This window comes from Flavobacterium praedii (genome assembly GCF_026810365.1).
GTDB lineage: Bacteria > Bacteroidota > Bacteroidia > Flavobacteriales > Flavobacteriaceae > Flavobacterium > Flavobacterium praedii.
On sequence record NZ_CP113948.1, the window covers coordinates 2,083,088 to 2,098,722 of the forward strand.

15 protein-coding genes are annotated in these 15,635 nt (G+C 32.8%); 14 read left to right on the top strand and 1 reads right to left on the bottom strand.

The genetic code is table 11. The features are described 5' to 3' along the window. Positions 1-16: 16 nt before the first annotated feature. The 11 genes from OYT91_RS08805 (at position 17) to nudK (ending at position 12,264) form a co-directional block, all read left to right on the top strand. Positions 17-982 carry a stage II sporulation protein M gene (locus OYT91_RS08805; protein WP_281240351.1) on the top strand — a complete coding sequence of 322 codons (966 nt, stop codon included), beginning with the start codon at positions 17-19 and terminating at the stop codon, positions 980-982. Beyond that, entirely contained in the window at positions 982-1,929 is a 948-nt protein-coding gene (locus OYT91_RS08810) for a hypothetical protein (RefSeq protein ID WP_281240352.1), read from the top strand. Before OYT91_RS08805 ends, OYT91_RS08810 begins: the two co-directional genes overlap by 1 nt. After that, positions 1,922-2,683 (top strand): DUF4129 domain-containing protein, encoded by a 762-nt coding sequence (locus OYT91_RS08815; protein ID WP_281237669.1) that lies wholly within the window; start codon positions 1,922-1,924, stop codon positions 2,681-2,683. Before OYT91_RS08810 ends, OYT91_RS08815 begins: the two co-directional genes overlap by 8 nt. Further along, positions 2,683-3,870 (top strand): DUF4350 family protein, encoded by a 1,188-nt coding sequence (locus OYT91_RS08820; RefSeq protein ID WP_281237670.1) that lies wholly within the window; start codon positions 2,683-2,685, stop codon positions 3,868-3,870. Before OYT91_RS08815 ends, OYT91_RS08820 begins: the two co-directional genes overlap by 1 nt. 77 nt (positions 3,871-3,947) lie before the next feature. Beyond that, on the top strand, positions 3,948-4,955 hold the full coding sequence (locus tag OYT91_RS08825) for an AAA family ATPase (protein WP_281237671.1): 1,008 nt from the start codon (positions 3,948-3,950) through the stop codon (positions 4,953-4,955). 24 nt (positions 4,956-4,979) lie between these two features. Beyond that, positions 4,980-6,311, top strand: coding sequence for a DUF58 domain-containing protein (locus OYT91_RS08830; RefSeq protein ID WP_281237672.1), 1,332 nt, complete (start codon positions 4,980-4,982; stop codon positions 6,309-6,311). Between the two features lie 103 nt (positions 6,312-6,414). Further along, the gene (locus tag OYT91_RS08835) at positions 6,415-7,200 is read left to right on the top strand and encodes a TrmH family RNA methyltransferase (protein ID WP_281237673.1); all 786 of its coding nucleotides are present in this window, start codon (positions 6,415-6,417) and stop codon (positions 7,198-7,200) included. Positions 7,201-7,317: 117 nt separating this feature from the next. Next, a complete protein-coding gene (locus tag OYT91_RS08840; protein ID WP_269222101.1) occupies positions 7,318-9,549 on the top strand; it encodes a RelA/SpoT family protein in 2,232 nt (743 codons plus the stop codon). A 308-nt stretch (positions 9,550-9,857) separates the two neighbouring features. Next, the gene (locus OYT91_RS08845; protein ID WP_269222100.1) at positions 9,858-10,337 is read left to right on the top strand and encodes a Fur family transcriptional regulator; all 480 of its coding nucleotides are present in this window, start codon (positions 9,858-9,860) and stop codon (positions 10,335-10,337) included. Between the two features lie 18 nt (positions 10,338-10,355). Further along, positions 10,356-11,627 carry an adenylosuccinate synthase gene (locus tag OYT91_RS08850; protein ID WP_269222099.1) on the top strand — a complete coding sequence of 424 codons (1,272 nt, stop codon included), beginning with the start codon at positions 10,356-10,358 and terminating at the stop codon, positions 11,625-11,627. A 55-nt stretch (positions 11,628-11,682) separates the two neighbouring features. Then, positions 11,683-12,264, top strand: a complete 582-nt coding sequence (gene nudK / locus OYT91_RS08855) for a GDP-mannose pyrophosphatase NudK (RefSeq protein ID WP_281237674.1) — start codon at positions 11,683-11,685, stop codon at positions 12,262-12,264. Positions 12,265-12,278: 14 nt separating this feature from the next. Here the strand turns inward: nudK and OYT91_RS08860 are convergent, their stop codons facing one another. Next, entirely contained in the window at positions 12,279-13,190 is a 912-nt protein-coding gene (locus tag OYT91_RS08860; protein WP_281237675.1) for an AEC family transporter, read from the bottom strand. Between the two features lie 153 nt (positions 13,191-13,343). Here OYT91_RS08860 and OYT91_RS08865 point away from each other — a divergent pair, with 153 nt between their 5' ends. The 3 genes from OYT91_RS08865 to meaB all read left to right on the top strand — a co-directional run bounded on the left by OYT91_RS08865 (position 13,344) and on the right by meaB (position 15,629). Continuing rightward, positions 13,344-13,751, top strand: coding sequence for an RrF2 family transcriptional regulator (locus OYT91_RS08865; RefSeq protein ID WP_281237676.1), 408 nt, complete (start codon positions 13,344-13,346; stop codon positions 13,749-13,751). A 55-nt stretch (positions 13,752-13,806) separates the two neighbouring features. Further along, positions 13,807-14,448 carry an NAD(P)-dependent oxidoreductase gene (locus tag OYT91_RS08870; protein ID WP_281237677.1) on the top strand — a complete coding sequence of 214 codons (642 nt, stop codon included), beginning with the start codon at positions 13,807-13,809 and terminating at the stop codon, positions 14,446-14,448. 92 nt (positions 14,449-14,540) lie between these two features. Next, positions 14,541-15,629 (top strand): methylmalonyl Co-A mutase-associated GTPase MeaB, encoded by a 1,089-nt coding sequence (gene meaB, locus OYT91_RS08875; RefSeq protein WP_281237678.1) that lies wholly within the window; start codon positions 14,541-14,543, stop codon positions 15,627-15,629. The last annotated feature ends 6 nt before the right edge of the window (positions 15,630-15,635 follow it).

Sequence of the window (15,635 nt, forward strand, 5' to 3'; positions counted from 1 at the left end):
CTATTTTAGCCTTTCTATGAGAGAAATTGCATTTATTAAAACTAACAAAAACAAATGGCTTGAATTTGAACAAGCTATTTTTGGTAAAGCTAAAAAAAATCCAGATGAAATGGCAAATTTATACATTCAATTAATGAATGATTTGTCTTATGCTCAAACCTATTACTCCAAAAGCAAAACCGTAGTTTATTTAAATTTCTTAGCATCAAGTATTTATCAAAAAATATACAAAACTAAACGAACGGAAAGTAATCGTTTGCTTTTTTTCTTCAAAACCGAAGTCCCTTTAATTGTTTATGAATATCGCAGGTATTTAGTTTATGCTTTTACACTGTTTTTTGTAACCGTTTGCATTGGCGTTGTCTCCGCAAAATATGATGAAAATTTTGTGCGTTTAATATTGGGGGATGGATATGTAAATGAAACTTTAGAAAACATCAAAGGTGGAAACCCAGTAGCAATTTATAAATCAGGAAGTAATTGGGGTAGTTTTATTGGTATTACTTTTAATAATTTAAAAGTTGGTATGACTTGCTATATTTTTGGAATATTTGGTGGTATTGGTACCTTTTATATTTCGCTGCAAAATGCTATTATGTTGGGATCATTTCAATATTTTTTCTACCAATCAGGTGTTTTTTGGAAAAGTGTCAGAGGCATTTGGATTCACGGTTCTATGGAAATTTTCGGCATCGTGATCGAAACGGCTGCAGGATATATACTAGGAGCTTCTATCCTTTTTCCTAGAACCTATTCTAGATTTAACTCTTTTAAAATTGGTTTTAAAAATAGCTTCAAAATTCTGTTAAGCACCATTCCTTTTACAATTGCAGCAGGCTTTCTAGAAGGATTCATCACCAGATATTCTATTGATATGCCCAACTGGTTAAGCAGTTTTATAATTTTATTTACCCTAGCCATTATTTCCTTTTACTATTTAATTTATCCTTTCATTGTTTACAAAAAAAACCAATCTGCCTAATGTTTGAACTTTACAAAGAGCGTGACTTAAGCGCCAATATCTCTGACACCGTTACTTTTTTTAAATCGTTTGGAAAACACTTTTTTAAAAACTTTTTTATTATAAATGGAATATTCTTAATGATTCTAATGGTTTTGATCTATTTTATTTCAAAAATATACATGGAAGTGCTTTTTTCAGGCGCCAATAACCTCAATAACAATCCAAATTATTTTTCCAATTACATCAGTGAGAATATTACTCTTGTGGTAGGAGGTTTTATAACAGCTATTATAGTCATCGCTATTTTATCAATGCTCAACATTACTTTTCCAATTGTTTATTTGAAATTATTTGAAAAAGAGAATAATACTAATTTTTCTACTCCAGATATTACTAAAGAACTAAAGAAAAACATTGGCAAAATGTTCGTTTTTTTATTAGGAATTACATGTATCATTATGCCTTTGGCTTTTATTGTTTTTGGAATCCTAGTTGTTCTTTGTTTTATACTCATCGGATTCCCATTGTTTATCATTATCGGAATTGCTTTTTTTTCGTGGGTAATGCTATCCTACCATGATTATATTCTAAATGATGTGGGCTTTTTCAAAGCGTTGTCAAATGGATATTACTTACTCAAACTAAAATTCTGGACTATTGTTGGTACGACTTTTTTGATGTTGATGTTAATTCAGATTATTCAAGGAATTATCACAATTATCCCTTATTTATTTACAATTGGTTCTATGCTAGTATCTACTCAAGATGGAAGTTCACAAACGGATAACTATTCTACTTTTGGTATTGTTATGGCTGTTATAATGGTCCTTTCGGTATTGATAAGCTACATCTTTAATAATTTTATTGTCATCAATCAAGGGCTTATTTATTACAGTTTACATGAAGACACCGAAAATTTTACCACAAATAACCAAATCGATTTAATTGGTACCGAAATTGAATAAATTCATAATCCTTATACTCTTTTTCTTTTGTTCCAAAATTGGAACGCAAGACACTTTGGTTGAAACTAAAAAAGAAAAAGCAATAATAGCTCAAAAAGATATTAAAATCGATACCGCTTTTGTGGAATTGAAACCTTTTGCAAAAAATTTTAAAACAAAATATACTAGCACTCCTTTTATTTATGAATTTAAAACTCCTGAAAAAAACGCTTGGGATCGATTTAAAGAATGGTTGGCTAATTTTTTTAGTAAATTATTCGAATTCAAAAACAACAAAGCAGCATCTGATTTTGTAAACGTTTTACTTAAAATCATAGCTATTAGTATAGTTGTTGCAGTAATTTATATGATTGTAAAAGCCATTATGAATAAAGAAGGCCAATGGGTATTTGGAAAAAACTCTGATAAAAAAATCATTAATTACGATGAAATTGAAAAAAACATCCATTTAGTAGATTTTGAAAAACTAATCAACCAAAGCTTGCAATCTGACGAAAAGAGACTTACGATACGGTATTATTATCTTTGGTTGCTTAAAAAAATGTCTGAAAAACAAATCATTATCTGGGATATCGAAAAAACAAACTCAGATTATCTTTATGAAATAAAAAATCCTGTGCAAAAAGAAGATTTCGCATACGCATCTTACCTCTACAACAACATTTGGTATGGCGAATTTGAATTGAACGATGCCATTTTTGCCAAAACTCGAAAGACTTTTGAAAAATCAATACAAACAATATCTAAGACTTAATGAATAGAACACTGCAAATTTACATCTCCATTTTGGTGTTACTTCTAGTGACTATTGTAGTTATTGATAGTAATCGTCCCAAACCTATTGATTGGACACCAACCTATTCGCTCAAAGATAAAATCCCTTTTGGACTCTATGTTTTGGACAACGAAATTGGATCACTTTTGAAGAATCAAAAAATAGAAAAATTTAATAGTACTCCTTACGAATTTTTTCAAAACAATTCTTCTTATGATGATAATCAAGAACAGGGTACGTTTTTGAGTATTTCAAAAATAGACCACTTTGACAAACAGTCGGTTAACGAAATTTGTTCGTATGTCGGCGAAGGAAATACGGCTTTTATAAGCGCCGAAACGTTGCCAAATGAATTATTGGATAGTTTGAATTTAAAAATGGATAATGAATACAAGTACGCTGACAGCATATACAACTGGGTGACAAACAAGAGACTTGGCAATAAAAAATACAAAATAATTGAAGGGGTAAACAATAATTATTTTTCAAAAATTGACTCTCAAAACACCACTGTTTTAGGATGTCAAAATGGGGACAGCACTAGGGTAAATTTTGTAAAAGTAAATTACAAATCCGGTTCCTTTTATCTTCACACTCAGCCGGTGGCATTTACTAATTTTCACTTATTAAAAGGAAATCATTATGAATATGCCCAAAAAGTATTGTCTTATATCCCAATGGGGAAAGTCTTTTGGTGTATCAATGAGCAAAATGGCGAAGTGATTTCGCAATCTCCTATGCGGTATATTTTAAGTCAACCCGCTCTAAAATGGGCTTGGTATTTATTTTTAATCGGAATGATTCTTTTTATATTATTTAATGCCAAAAGAAAACAACGAATTGTTCCTATAAAAATCCCGTTAGCCAACACTACAGTAGATTTTACAAAAACCATTGGAAACCTATATTATCAAGAAGGGGATCACAATACCATTATCGATAAAAAAATCATCTATTTTCTTGAAAAAATCAGAAACGAATACTTGATGGAAACGCTTAAATTAGATCACGATTTTATACAAAAACTTCACCATAAATCTGGAAAGAAACGAGAAGATATCCAACATGTTGTTGCATTAATAAATGCTTACCGAAAAAACAGTTTTCATAGTGTCGAAGAAGACTTAATACAAATCAATAATGCGATCGAAAAGATTGTAAATTAACAAATTATAGAGCATATATAATTCGGATTAAAATACAAAAAACACCCTCTGAAGCCAAAAAACAATTATTAAAAAATATGGAAGAAACTACCACTCTAGAAAACACAAACGAAAATGTAAATTTTCAATCCAGAATAAATTTAGAACCGCTTTTAGAAAGTATCAACGCCATAAAAGAAGAATTAGGCACTGTTATTGTAGGTCAAAGCAAAATGATTGATCAATTGCTTGTTGCTATTTTATCAAATGGTCACGTTTTGCTCGAAGGAGTTCCTGGAGTAGCCAAAACCATAACCGCCAAACTTTTGTCTAAAACCTTGAATATTGATTTCAGCCGAATTCAATTCACTCCAGATTTAATGCCTTCGGATATTTTAGGAACCTCCGTATTCGATTTAAAAAAATCAGAATTCGAATTCAAAAAAGGTCCTATTTTTTCCAACTTGGTCTTGATTGACGAAATTAATCGTGCTCCTGCAAAAACTCAGGCAGCTCTTTTTGAAGTTATGGAAGAACGTCAAATTACAATTGATGGCACGACTTATACATTAGACACTCCTTTCTTGGTAATTGCCACTCAAAACCCAATCGAACAAGAAGGCACCTATCGTTTACCCGAGGCACAATTGGATCGTTTTTTATTCAAAATATCCATTGATTATCCAAAAATAGACGAGGAAATCCTGATTATTCAAAGAGAACATTTGCTTCGTGATCACGGAAAACTAGACCATATAAAAACACTGCTGTCATCGGATCAAATCAAATACTACCAAACTTTGGTGAAACAAATCATAGTTGAACACAACTTGCTAGAATATATTGCGAAAATTGTGGTGAATACTCGAGAGAACGCTTTCTTATATTTGGGCGCTTCCCCACGTGCTTCAATTGCAATTCTGAATGCTGCCAAAGGTTTCGCAGCTATTCGTGGACGCGATTTTGTAACTCCAGAAGACATTAAAGAAGCAGCAATTCCTGTTTTGCAACACCGAATTATTGTTACTCCAGAACGCGAAATGGAAGGAATAAGTAGTATAGAAATTATTAAACAAATTCTCGAAAGCGTAGAAATTCCAAGATAATTTTAGTCCTCAGATTCCTAAAATATGAAACTATTCAAAAGTTTATACATCAATAATTTCTTTTTCTATTCCCTTTTAAGCATAGTGGGATTGTTCATCTGTGCTTTTATTTTCCCTGCACTTTACAATGGTACTTGGTATTTATTACTTATACTTTTGACTTTTGTATTCTTAGACATCTTAATTATATTTTTTACAAAAAGCGGAATCGAAGGAACTAGAATCCTGTCTGAAAAACTGTCCAATGGAGATGACAATGAAATAAAAGTCAGTATTAAAAACTTTTATACTTTTCCAATAGCTGTTAAAATAATTGACGAAATTCCGTTTCAATTTCAAATTCGAAATTTTGAAATCAAGCAAAAAATAAAGGCTTCTTCAGAAAATGAAATCAATTATTTTTTGCGACCTACTGAACGAGGCGAATACCATTTTGGTAATTTGAATGTGTATGTTTCTTCACCATTACATTTAATATCCAGACGCTTCCAATTCGATCATAACAGAATGGTTCCCACATATCCATCTTATATTCAATTGCGAAAATACAGTTTGATGGCTTTTTCTAATACTTTATTTCAATATGGAATAAAGAAAATTAGAAAAATTGGTCACACTATGGAATTTGAACAAATCAAAGAATATACACAAGGCGATGACATTAGAACCTTAAACTGGAAAGCGACTGCCAAGAAAAATGCTCTTATGGTCAATCAATTTCAAGACGAAAAATCACAGTCCGTTTATATGATAATTGACAAAGGCAGAGTCATGAAAATGCCTTTTAACGGACTTAGCTTACTTGATTATGCCATCAATGCAACACTAGTATTATCAAGTGTAATCTTAAAAAAACAAGACAAAGCGGGAATGTTTGCTTTTTCTAAAAAAGTAGAAAATCGTGTTTTTGCCGAGAGACGTTCCTCTCAAATGCAAAAAATTCTAGATTCTTTATACAATATTAAAACCGATTACTTTGAAAGTGATTTCAGCAGATTGTATACCGATATCAAAAAAAATATCAACCAAAGAAGTTTAATTATTTTATACACCAATTTTGAAACAATGGATGGTTTACATCGACAATTACCTTATTTAAAAGGAATTGCCAAAAATCATTTGTTAGTTGTTATTTTTTTCAACAATACAGAACTCAATGAAATCATAAACAACAAAGCCGAAAACATTCAAGAAGTTTATGATAAAGTAATTGCTGAAAAATTTGCCTTCGAAAAACGATTAATTGTCAATGAGCTCAAAAAATACGGCATCTATTCTGTACTTACACAACCTGAAAATTTAACATTGGATACCATAAATAAATACTTAGAGATCAAAGCTAGAGGTATTTTGTAATTTTTTTTATGGCGTCCCATTTTGTTTTCGAGATTGGATTTGAAAGAGTGAGATTAAAAAAAAGGTAGTAACTTTGCTTACTTCTAACATTTCAGATCTTAAAATGAAACAAATCACTTCCGTACAAAATCCTTTTATAAAATCCTTAGTGCTCTTGCAAGAAAAAGCAAAAGCCCGAAAACAATCGGGTACTTTTTTAATTGAAGGAAAAAGAGAAATCGAAATTGCGGTAAAAGGCGGATACGAAATAGAGACCCTTTTATTTTTGCCCGAAGTTTGTTCTGAAACTGAAACTAGAAAACTTTGGAATAATGCTGATTTAATAGAGATTAACAAAGAAGTCTATCAAAAATTGGCTTATAGAGATACAACAGAGGGCATTTTGGCTGTTGCCAAAGCAAAATCGATGCAACTATCCGATTTACAATTATCCAAAAATCCACTAATTCTTATAGCAGAAGCACCCGAAAAACCAGGAAATATAGGTGCTTTATTGCGTACAGCCGACGCTGCCAATCTGGATGCCGTTATTATTGCGAATCCAAAAAGCGATTTGTACAACCCAAATGTTGTGAGATCCAGCGTAGGTTGTTTGTTTACCAATCAAATAGCGACAGGATCAACAACTGAAATCATTGCTTTTTTGAAAGAAAGAAACATCAATTTTTATTGTGCTACACTACAAAACTCGACTTCCTACCACACTCAAGATTACACCTCTCCAACGGCTTTAGTAGTAGGTACAGAAGCTACTGGATTAACACAAGAATGGCGAGACGCAGCGACTCAAAACATTATTATACCTATGCAAGGAGAAATAGACAGTATGAATGTATCCGTTGCCGCAGCGATTTTGATATTTGAAGCCAAAAGACAAAGAGGTTTTTGATGACAGATTACGTATTTCAGATTTTAAAACCTGTGGTCCTAAAATCTAAAATCCAAACATTAAAACCTTGTATATTCTTTAAAAATTTCTTATTTTTAAGAATTGAACCATGCCGTTATGATAGAAATCGATATAGAAAAAGAAAATAAAGCAATTGCTCAAGAATACAAAGAGCTATTACGCATCAGTTATCAAACTTTGACTACAGAGGATAAAAAACTGATACGCAAGGCTTTTGACGTGGCTGTTGATGCCCATAAAGACCAACGCCGTAAATCAGGAGAAGCCTATATTTTCCATCCCATTGCAGTAGCCAAAATTGTTGCTTCTGATATTGGTTTAGGTGCAACTTCAATCGCTGCGGCCTTAATGCACGACGTTGTCGAAGACACCCCAATTACAGTCAAAGACATTGAAAAAATGTTTAATCCCAAAATCGCTCAATTGGTTGAAGGATTAACCAAAATATCTTTGGTACAAAAAGACCTTAATGTTTCCATGCAAGCCGAGAATTTTCGTAGAATGCTTTTGACACTCAACGATGATGTTCGGGTAATCCTCATAAAAATAGCCGATAGATTGCATAACATGCTCACTATGGACTCTATGGAAGATCACAAACAAGTGAAACTAGCTTCTGAGACTTTATACATTTATGCTCCTTTGGCACATCGTTTAGGCCTTTATAAAATAAAAAACAAACTTGAAGATTTAGGTTTAAAATATACCGATCCTGAACGATACAATTCGATAGTTAGTAAAATTAGAGAAACCAAGGAAGAACAAGATCTTTATATCAAAGACATTTCTGAAGTACTCAAAAAAGCACTAAACGAAGAAAATATAGATTACATCATCAAAGGACGACCAAAATCTATTTATTCCATCAACAGAAAAATGTTGGCGCAAAATGTAAGTTTCGACGAAGTCTATGATAAATTTGCTTTACGTATCGTTTATAAATCCAATCCTCACGATGAAAAATTCCTAGCTTGGAAAATATATTCCATCGTAACAGACCATTATAGACCAAGTCCAAGCCGACTACGAGACTGGATTTCATCTCCAAAATCAACTGGTTACGAGGCTCTACACATTACCGTAATGGGACCAAAAGGACGTTGGGTCGAAGTACAAGTTCGAAGTGAGCGAATGGATGAAATTGCCGAAAAAGGGTATGCGGCACATTACAAATACAAAAACGGAGCCACTGAAGAAAATGGTCTCGACGTTTGGTTAAATCTTTTAAAAGAAGCCTTAGAAAATTCGGAAACAAGTGCAGTCGATTTTGTCGAAGATTTTAAAATGAATTTGTACTCCAAGGAAATTTACATTTTTACCCCAAAAGGAGAAATCAAATCTTTACCCAAAGGTGCGACCTCTCTTGATTTCGCTTTCAGTATTCACTCCGAAATTGGAATAAAAACAAGAGGAACCAGAGTCAATGGTAAACTAGTCCCCTTAAATTACGAATTAAAAAGTGGTGATCAAGTCGAAATAATAACGTCTCCCAATCAAAAACCTACCATCAACTGGCTGGATTATGTAACAACCTCAAGAGCCAAAAATAAAATTAGAAATGTCCTCAACGAGAACACCAAGAAAATTGCCGAAGACGGAAAAGAGCTTTTAACCCGCAAACTCAAACACCTAAAAATAACGCTAAATGAGCAATCAATAAACGAGCTGGTTAACTTTTTTAAATTAAAAACAAGCCTAGATTTATTTTACAGAGTTGGTGTTGGATCTATCGACAACCAACAATTAAAAGATTATGCCGCTCAAAAAAGCAACACCTTAATCAACTTTTTCAAAAATAAAATCAAGCGAAACAGTAGTACAGCCGACGAAGACATACACAAGCAAGTCATCAGTAGCAACTATGATATGCTTGTTTTTGGAAAAACCCAAGACAAACTCGATTACAAACTTTCAACGTGTTGCAATCCCATTCCAGGAGACGAAGTTTTTGGATTTGTAACCATCAATGAAGGTATAAAAATCCACAAAAAAGACTGTCCAAATGCCATTTCGTTACAGTCTAATTATGCATACCGCATCATGCAGGCCAAGTGGATTGACTCAACGCAACAAGATTTTAAAGCCACCATAAATATCATGGGAATGGACACTTTGGGATTGACAAACGAATTGACAAAAGTAATTTCGAACAACATGAATGTCAACATTCAAAGCATATCGCTTAGTGGGGATGCCGGAATTTTCAAAGGGCAATTATCCGTTATTGTCCCAAACATCACTATTTTGAAAAAATTAATGGACAACATAAAGAAAATTGATGGAATTGACAAAGTAACTCGTGTGTACAAAACCAACAATCACAAATAAAACTTTTACACACAATATTGTTAAAATCACAATTAAATCAAATAGTTACAAAAATCATTTGGGCGTGACCCTATTAAGCAATGGGGCTTACCTATAGCACCGCTCACAAAGCCCCTTTACTCAACAGGGTCGGGCTATATGCGCTACTTCGGTAGCCAGCGTCTATCCCTCACGCGGTCGGACAGAAAACACAATTCACAAAAAACAATATTTTTTTAATTAAAAAGTCAACAATAAATCAAATACTGAATTAGAATTAAAACTCTAATTTTTTACACATTAAAAATAAAAATTTATCTTTGCAAGATATGACACTCATTTCCACAGATAACAACAAAAATCAAGAGATTGTAAAAAACGTTTTTACAATGTATCTTGAAAACAAAGGACATCGCAAAACACCCGAACGTTATGCTATCCTAAAAGAAATATACGAAAGTGAAGAACATTTTGATATAGAAAACCTATACCTCAAAATGAAAAACAAAAACTACCGTGTCAGTAGAGCAACCTTATATAATACCATCGAATTATTATTAGACTGTGCTTTAGTTCGCAAACATCAATTTGGACAAAATCAAGCCCATTACGAAAAATCATATTTCGATAAACAACACGATCACATAATCATGACCGATACTGGAGAAGTAATTGAGTTTTGTGATCCAAGAATTCAAACCATCAAAAAAACAATTGAACAAATTTTTGATATCGAGATAACCAACCATTCCCTATACTTTTACGGAAACAAGAAAAAAGAAAACACAGAAAATACAATAGAAAATTAACTACAAATAAAACATAGAATGACTGTAGATTTATTATTAGGATTACAATGGGGAGATGAAGGAAAAGGGAAAATTGTTGACGTTCTTACCTCAAATTACGACATTATTGCTCGTTTTCAAGGAGGTCCAAATGCCGGACATACTTTAGAATTTGACGGAATTAAACACGTCCTTAGAACCATTCCTTCTGGGATTTTTCACAAAACAGCCATAAACATTATTGGAAACGGAGTGGTAATTGACCCCGTAGTTTTTCAAAAAGAATTAGAAGGTTTAGAGAAATTTAATTTAGATATAAAAAGTAAATTAATCATCTCTAGAAAAGCACATTTAATTTTACCAACACATCGATTACTGGATGCCGCTTCTGAAGCTTCAAAAGGAAAAGCAAAAATCGGATCTACACTTAAAGGTATTGGACCAACATACATGGACAAAACTGGAAGAAACGGTATTCGAGTTGGAGATATTGAACTAGAAGATTTTAAAGAACGTTACAGAGCATTGGCTGACAAACACGAAGAAATGATTAAATTCTACGATGTTAACATTCAATACAATCTAGCCGAAATGGAAATAGAATTCTTCGAATCTATTGAAGTATTAAAAACATTAGATTTTATTGATAGTGAAGAATATTTAAACCAAGCACAAAGAGCTGGAAAATCTATTCTTTGCGAAGGTGCTCAAGGTTCATTATTAGATGTTGACTTTGGAACCTATCCATTTGTTACTTCTTCAAATACTACTGCAGCAGGTGCTTGTACAGGTTTAGGAATTGCTCCAAACAGAATCAAAGAAGTATACGGAATTTTCAAAGCATACGTAACTCGTGTTGGTAGCGGTCCTTTTCCTACTGAACTTTTTGACGAAGATGGTGCAACAATGGCCAGCGTAGGAAACGAATTTGGTTCAGTAACTGGAAGACAAAGACGTTGCGGATGGTTGGATTTGGTAGCCTTAAAATATGCTGTTCAAATCAATGGCGTAACACAATTAATGATGATGAAAGGTGATGTCCTTTCTGGATTTGAAACCTTGAAAGTTTGTACAGACTACAACTACAAAGGAAAAGCAATCTCTCATTTCCCTTACAATATAGAACCAGAGAATGTTACTCCAATATTCAAAGAATTCAAAGGATGGCATCAAGACTTAACAGGAATGACTACTTATGAGGAATTACCTATTGAACTAAAAGAGTACATAGAATTTATAGAAAAAGAAGTTGAAGTACCAATCAAAATTGTTTCTGTGGGACCAGACAGAAAGCAAACTATATTAAAATAAAACACCAAACGCTCTGAAATTCAGAGCGTTTTTTTATACCCTTTAAAACAAAATAATGGACAATCCCAGATTCAAAATAAAAAAAACAGAATTACTGTCAGACAATTGGTACACTCTTAATAAAGTCACTATAGATTATCAAAAAAAAGATAATACATGGGCTATCCAAGAACGAGAAGTTTACGACAGAGGTAATGGTGCTGCAATTTTACTGTACAATACATTAAAAGGTACAGTTATTTTAACACGACAATTTAGACTTCCAACTTACTTAAACGGAAATAAAAGCGGACTATTAATCGAAGTTTGCGCTGGTCTATTAGACGAAGACAACCCAGAAGCTTGCATCATCCGTGAAACTGAAGAAGAAACCGGATACCGCTTGCATAGTGTAAGAAAGATCTTTGAAGCATACATGTCTCCTGGAGCAGTTACAGAAATCCTGCACTACTTTATAGCAGAATACAATTCAAGCATGAAAGTGAGTTCTGGAGGTGGATTAGAACATGAGCATGAAGAAATAGAAGTAATTGAAATTCCTTTTGCTCAAGCATATGTTATGATAGAAACTGGCGAAATAAAAGATGCCAAAACCATAATGTTATTACAATATGCCAAAATTCATAATTTAGTTTAATATGAAAGTAGTTTTTAAATCAATTGTAAAATTAAATACCAAAACAACAAAGTCATAAATGAAATTGGAATACCAAAACCAATCATCATACTACTTAACCTTGGTTTCAATCCATATGTAGAAGCCAATATACAGCCCGTAATCATCGGCGCCATAGCGGATTCTAATATTGAGACTTTGATAGCATCCGAATGTTGATGCAAAATTATAACGTATAAAAAAAAGATAATAGCTGGAGTAATAATTAATTTATAAAGCAAACCTAAACTAAGAAATCCCCAATGCATACTTCTCTTTTCAAATTTTAATTGCAGTCCAACTGAAAGCAATGCCAAAGGTGTTACCCCACTTCCGATAGTCTTAAAAAATAATTGTACCCAATTACTAAAATCGAATTGGAAAACATTCATCAAACAAGCAACACAAAAAGTAATAAAAGGAGGGAAAAATGCAATCTTTTTGGCAATTTGAAAACCACTTAAATTCCCTTTAGAATAGACCGTAGCCACAAGAATTCCGAGTGTAGACAATACTACAAAAGAACCTGGCTGATCAACTAAAAGTGCTGTTTTCATACCTTCTTCCCCATACAAAGCTTCAATTATTGGAAAACCTAAAAAAGATGTATTTCCTAGTCCTGCACAAATAATCAAACAACCTGTCAGTTTTCTGGACCAACCCAATCTTTTACCCAAATAACCAAAAAAGAAACACGAAATAATAAATCCTATCCAAGCGACTCCAATAGGATACAACAATTGATTGTCCCATTTAATTTTCGGAATATGATATAATGCCAAGGCAGGAAGGCAAATATAAATGACAATCCAATTTAAAATTTTATGGGTGTTTTTGGGTATTTGCTTTATATTTTGCAAAATAAAACCAAAAAATAAAAATACAAAAATGAGAATAAAGTTGTTCATCGTATAAAATAGAAAACAAAAATACCACTAAAAAAAAAATTAAACCCCAAAACCAATAGATTAAATCAATAAAACCAACAACAAAAATATTCAACCAAAGAAATACATCAATTCAAAAATAAATTCTATATTTGCAATATATTTTATTACAGTATGATTTCAGGTAAGTTTGCCATAACAATACATATTCTCACATTACTTTCTAAATTTCCTGATGAATATTTATCATCAGACTTTATAGCAGGAAGCATGAACTTGCACCCTGTTTTGGTCCGCAAGGAAATAGCAAATCTTAAAAAATATCATATTGTAGAAAGTAAAGAGGGGAAAAATGGCGGGACACGACTATTGAAAGCGTCATCAAAAATCACTTTGGATGCTATTTTCAAAATGACTTTTGATACCGTAACATTAGGTTATTCTAAGAATGAGCCAAACCCAGATTGCCCAGTTGGCAAACAAATCAATAAAAACTTAGATAATTTATACAAAGACATTAATCAAACCATCAGCTTGCAGTTGAGCGACATTACATTGGAAGATTTTTCAAATAAGTTCTAATCTATTTTTTTAAACTAAACTGTAACTTTTTTTATTACTTTTAAATATAACAATTATGAAAATCGCACTTATCGGAGCCACAGGATTTGTAGGTTCCAACATTTTAAACGAATTAGCAAACAGAAATCACGAAATTACAGCCATTGCAAGAAATCCAAAAACAGGATCAAATGCAAATTGGATTGCAGCGGATATCTTTGACACAGATGCATTAGCCGAAATTTTAAAAGGGAATGACATTGTAATAAGCGCCTACAATCCAGGTTGGACAAACCCAAACATTTATGATGATTTCATCAAAGGATCAAAGTCTATTCAAGAAGCGGTGAAACAATCAGGAGTAAAAAGATTTATAACTATTGGTGGCGCGGGAAGTTTATTTGTTGCTCCAAATTTACAAGCTGTTGATACTCCAGATTTTCCAAAAGAATATCATGCTGGCGCAACAGCCGCAAGAGATTATTTGAACATCCTTAAAGAAGAAAAAGAACTGGATTGGGCATTTTTTAGTCCTGCATTCGAAATGCACCAAGGAATTACAACTGGAAGAACAGGAAAATATAGATTGGGTTTAGAAAATCCAGTTTTTGACGAAAATCAAAGAAGTATATTATCTGGAGAAGATCTAGCCGTTGTCATAGTTGATGAAGCTGAAAACCCAAAACACCATCAAATACGTTTCACTGCTGCCTATTAAAAGTACAAATCTATTTGTAATAAACAGTTTCAAAGATTCGTCTTTTGAAACTGTTTTTGTTTTGATTACTTTTACTTTCAAAAATAAATATTTTGTCTGTCAAAAAAACAAATAAAAGTGCTTTAAACGAAAAAGCTGGAATTTCGCAACCCGAAATAATCAGTTCAAGCGGTATGCAACACATCAAAGAATCCAGAAAGAAGCAACCCACTGCACAAGAATTAATAGAGGGTATTTTGGCTGGAAACATAACATCTTTAAGTCGTTCCATCACTTTAATCGAAAGTACAAATAGCAATCATTTAGCGAAAGCAAATGAAGTCATCAATAATTGTTTACCATTTGCCAATAAGTCTATTAGAATTGGAATTACAGGGGTACCTGGAGTTGGAAAAAGTACTTTTATTGAAGCTTTTGGAAAATATTTAACCAACATCGGAAAAAAAGTCGCAGTTCTTGCTGTAGATCCAAGCAGTACGATTTCGCATGGAAGTATTCTTGGTGACAAAACCCGAATGGAAGAATTGGTAAAAGACAAAAATGCATTTATTAGACCATCAGCATCAGGAGAGACTTTAGGTGGTGTGGCTCGGAAAACTCGAGAAACTATTACACTTTGTGAAGCTTCAGGTTTTGATGTCATTCTAATCGAAACCGTTGGTGTGGGCCAGAGCGAAACAGCGGTTCACAGTATGGTTGATTTCTTTTTACTACTAAAAATTGCAGGTGCCGGCGACGAACTACAAGGTATCAAACGTGGTATTATGGAAATGGCAGATGCTATAATAATCAATAAAGCCGATGGTGATAACATCAAAAAAGCACAGTTGGCAAAAGTAGAATTCAACAGAGCCTTACATTTATTTCCCGCAAAAAAATCAGGTTGGATTCCAACAACTGCAACTTGCAGCGCAATAACACAAGAAGGAATTGGCACCGTTTGGCAAACTATATCGAACTATATCGAATTGGTCAAATCAAATGATTATTTTTTTGAAAAACGAAAAGAACAAAATCAATTTTGGATGATGGAAACCATAAACGAGCAATTGAAAACTCATTTTTACAATCAACCAAGCATCATTGATTTGTTGGAAAAAACAAAAAAAGCGGTACAAAATAATGAATTATCACCTTTTGTTGCCGCTCAAATTTTACTGGACAGTTATTTTAAAAAATAATATTGT

Excerpts from the sequence above, each read along its gene's own strand:
- OYT91_RS08805 (WP_281240351.1), top strand. The coding sequence starts at position 17 with ATGAGAGAAATTGCATTTATTAAAACTAACAAAAACAAATGGCTTGAA.
- OYT91_RS08810 (WP_281240352.1), top strand. The coding sequence starts at position 982 with ATGTTTGAACTTTACAAAGAGCGTGACTTAAGCGCCAATATCTCTGAC.
- OYT91_RS08820 (WP_281237670.1), top strand. The coding sequence starts at position 2,683 with ATGAATAGAACACTGCAAATTTACATCTCCATTTTGGTGTTACTTCTA.
- OYT91_RS08825 (WP_281237671.1), top strand. The coding sequence starts at position 3,948 with ATGGAAGAAACTACCACTCTAGAAAACACAAACGAAAATGTAAATTTT.
- OYT91_RS08830 (WP_281237672.1), top strand. The coding sequence starts at position 4,980 with ATGAAACTATTCAAAAGTTTATACATCAATAATTTCTTTTTCTATTCC.
- OYT91_RS08835 (WP_281237673.1), top strand. The coding sequence starts at position 6,415 with ATGAAACAAATCACTTCCGTACAAAATCCTTTTATAAAATCCTTAGTG.
- OYT91_RS08840 (WP_269222101.1), top strand. The coding sequence starts at position 7,318 with ATGATAGAAATCGATATAGAAAAAGAAAATAAAGCAATTGCTCAAGAA.
- OYT91_RS08845 (WP_269222100.1), top strand. The coding sequence starts at position 9,858 with ATGACACTCATTTCCACAGATAACAACAAAAATCAAGAGATTGTAAAA.
- OYT91_RS08850 (WP_269222099.1), top strand. The coding sequence starts at position 10,356 with ATGACTGTAGATTTATTATTAGGATTACAATGGGGAGATGAAGGAAAA.
- nudK (WP_281237674.1), top strand. The coding sequence starts at position 11,683 with ATGGACAATCCCAGATTCAAAATAAAAAAAACAGAATTACTGTCAGAC.
- OYT91_RS08860 (WP_281237675.1), bottom strand. The coding sequence starts at position 13,190 with ATGAACAACTTTATTCTCATTTTTGTATTTTTATTTTTTGGTTTTATT.
- OYT91_RS08865 (WP_281237676.1), top strand. The coding sequence starts at position 13,344 with ATGATTTCAGGTAAGTTTGCCATAACAATACATATTCTCACATTACTT.
- OYT91_RS08870 (WP_281237677.1), top strand. The coding sequence starts at position 13,807 with ATGAAAATCGCACTTATCGGAGCCACAGGATTTGTAGGTTCCAACATT.